Source organism: Arthrobacter sp. Hiyo1, assembly GCF_001263615.2.
In the GTDB taxonomy this organism is placed as follows: domain Bacteria; phylum Actinomycetota; class Actinomycetes; order Actinomycetales; family Micrococcaceae; genus Arthrobacter.
Window position 1 is genome coordinate 41,308 of sequence record NZ_DF952469.1, and the last position, 2,620, is coordinate 43,927.

The 2,620-nt window shown below is 62.6% G+C and carries 4 protein-coding genes; 1 reads left to right on the top strand and 3 read right to left on the bottom strand.

From position 1 onward, the window contains the following. From rplT to infC, 3 genes are all read right to left on the bottom strand, one after another. Nucleotides 1-414: 50S ribosomal protein L20 (gene rplT, locus AHiyo1_RS04835; protein ID WP_059387793.1), on the bottom strand; the 414-nt coding region annotated here is incomplete at its 3' end. A 117-nt stretch (nt 415-531) separates the two neighbouring features. Next, nucleotides 532-726, bottom strand: coding sequence for a 50S ribosomal protein L35 (rpmI, locus tag AHiyo1_RS04840; RefSeq protein ID WP_059387794.1), 195 nt, complete (start codon nt 724-726; stop codon nt 532-534). Nucleotides 727-843: 117 nt separating this feature from the next. Further along, nucleotides 844-1,887, bottom strand: a complete 1,044-nt coding sequence (gene infC, locus AHiyo1_RS04845; RefSeq protein ID WP_059387795.1) for a translation initiation factor IF-3 — start codon at nt 1,885-1,887, stop codon at nt 844-846. Between the two features lie 378 nt (nt 1,888-2,265). Between infC and AHiyo1_RS04850 the strand changes: the two genes are divergently transcribed. Then, nucleotides 2,266-2,620 (top strand): DUF1844 domain-containing protein (locus AHiyo1_RS04850; protein ID WP_253257164.1); only part of this gene is annotated, 355 nt, incomplete at its 3' end.

Genomic DNA, 2,620 nt, shown 5'->3' on the forward strand with positions numbered 1-2,620 from the left:
GCCTTGGCGGCAGCCCTTCGGAGCGGCCTCGGCCTTGGCGGCCGGAGCGGAAGTGTCGGCAGGCAGGGAGTCCTTGGCAACCTTGACCAGCGCGGCGAAAGCGTTGGCGTCGGAAACAGCCAGCTCTGCCAGCATGCGGCGGTCAACCTCGACCTCAGCGGCCTTCAGGCCCTGGATCAGACGGTTGTAGGTCAGGCCGTTGGCGCGGGATGCAGCGTTGATGCGCTGGATCCAGAGGCGACGGAAGTCACCCTTCTTCTTGCGGCGGTCGCCGTAGCTGTACACAAACGAGTGCAGCAGCTGCTCTTTTGCCTTGCGGTACAGGCGAGACCGCTGACCGCGGTAACCCTTGGCCCGTTCAAGGACAACCCGACGCTTCTTGTGGGCGTTTACCGCCCGCTTCACACGTGCCACGTGCGTACTCCTTCAAAATTCTTATCCCAAGCTGCTACTGCCGGAAACCCGGCCGGCCTGAGAAGGCTTTGGTGTAGTCGGCGGCTACCGGATGGCAGCAACCAGAAAACTTGGAACTTAGACGCCGAGCATCTTCTTGATGACCTTGGCATCGCCCTTGAAGACGATCTTGTCGCCGGCAAGGCGACGGGTCAGGGTGGAGGACTTGTGCTCCAGGTAGTGGCGCCGGTTGGCCTGCTGACGCTTCAGCTTGCCGGTGCCGGTCAGCTTGAAGCGCTTCTTAGCACCACTGTGGGTCTTCATCTTCGGCATGGGAACCGATCTCCTTACGTGTCCGCAGACTGGGTCTGCAGTTCTTTCGTGCAGCCACCCCATAGGGGGCGGCTGCTGCTTTCGTGCCGGGCGGAGGGAATGCCTCCTGCGGCGTGACTAGTTGGTCTTGCGTGCCGCTGGCTTCGGAGCGGCCTTGGGGGCTGCCGGCCGAGCTGCAGGCTTCGGAACCGCGGGCTTCGCCATCGGTTTCGGTACTGGTGTGGCAGCAGGCTTGGGGGCAGCCGGCACAACAGGCTTCGAAGCTGCCTGCTCAGGTGCCTTTGCCGGTGCCGGTGCCTTTGCGGGCGCCGGCGCGACAACGGGAGCTGCTTCAACCGCGGGAGCCTTTTCGACAACTGGAGCTGCTTCAACTACAGGAGCTGCTTCAACTACAGGAGCCTTCTCGACAACCGGAGCTGCTTCAACCACGGGAGCCTCTTCGACAACCGTTTCCTCAGCGACCGGAGTCTCTTCGACTTCAGCGGCCTCCGCCTCAACGGCTTCCGATACGGTCTCCTCGGCCTGGGTTTCCTCGGCCTGGGCCAGGAGTTCCGCCGGCAGCAAGTCCGCGAGTGACTGGGTCAGGGGAGCATCCTCGCCTGAAACGTCAATCCGGCCTGCGGCCTTGGCTTCATTCTGGGCCTTGGCCTCTGCACGCTGCGCCGCGCGGCGGGCCTCGGCCTTGGCCTCGGCCTTGTTTTTCAGCGGACCGATCACCATGACCATGTTGCGGCCATCGATGCGCGGGCTGGACTCAATCACGCCGACTTCGGCAACGTCCTCAGCGAAGCGCTGCAACAGGCGGATGCCCATTTCAGGGCGCTGCTGCTCACGTCCGCGGAACTGGATCATGGCTTTCACCTTGTCACCGGCACCCAGGAAGCGAAGCGCGTGGCCGCGCTTGGTCTCGTAGTCGTGGGTATCGATCTTCAGGCGGAAGCGGATTTCCTTGAGGACCGTGTTGGTCTGGTTCTTGCGGGCCTCACGGGCTTTAACAGCGGCTTCGTACTTGTACTTGCCGAAGTCCATCAGCTTGCACACCGGAGGCTTCGCCTGCGGTGCAACTTCAACGAGATCCAGGTCAGCCTCGGCAGCCAGACGCAGGGCGTCCTCAATACGGACGATTCCAACCTGTTCGCCGGCAGGGCCGACCAAACGCACCTCGGGGACGCGGATACGCTCATTGATTCTTGGCTCGCTAATGTCAAAGCTCCTGTTGTTGTGATGAGTATTCCACCGGCAAATAGAGAAGGCCCCCAATTGCTGGCGCAATCGAAGGCCTCGAAGATCGGAAACGGCCCCTCAAGGGAGGCGTTCGCACCATCCAAGGCTGACCTTGAACGGTGTCCGACCAGGTACCCGGCAACTTACATCCCCGAAGGGAAACGGCTGACGCGGGTGGGAGAGAACTCCGCTTGCAAACTGAAAATCAATTCTACAGAAATCGGCAACCAACCGCACATTAACGGTGGGTGGCCGAGCGCTGCGTGAGCCATGGAAAATGGCAACTTCCAGTCGGTCTGTGACAAGCTTACCAGCATGAGCACTTCAGACAGCAATTCCCTCGACCACGAGCCCGCCGGCACTGGTGCCGGAGTAAGCCAGCAGATCCGCGACATTTCGGAAGTTCCGGCTGTTGAGGTCATCACCACCGGCGCCGTTCACCTCATGAGCGCGGCAGCCGTCAAAGTGGGCTTGGCCGACGACCCCGAGGCCGAAGAGCTCAAGGACCTGGACGAGGCCCGCAAGCTGATCACCGCCTTGGCCGGACTCGTCACCGCCGCAGCACCGGAAATCGGTTCGCAGCACGCCGGCCCCTTGCGCGACGGCCTCCGCTCCCTACAGCTTGCGTTCCGCGAGGCGTCCCTGATCCCGGACGAGCCGGGCAAGGGCC

Coding starts and splice junctions, on each gene's coding strand:
- rpmI (WP_059387794.1), bottom strand. CDS start 726: ATGCCGAAGATGAAGACCCACAGTGGTGCTAAGAAGCGCTTCAAGCTG.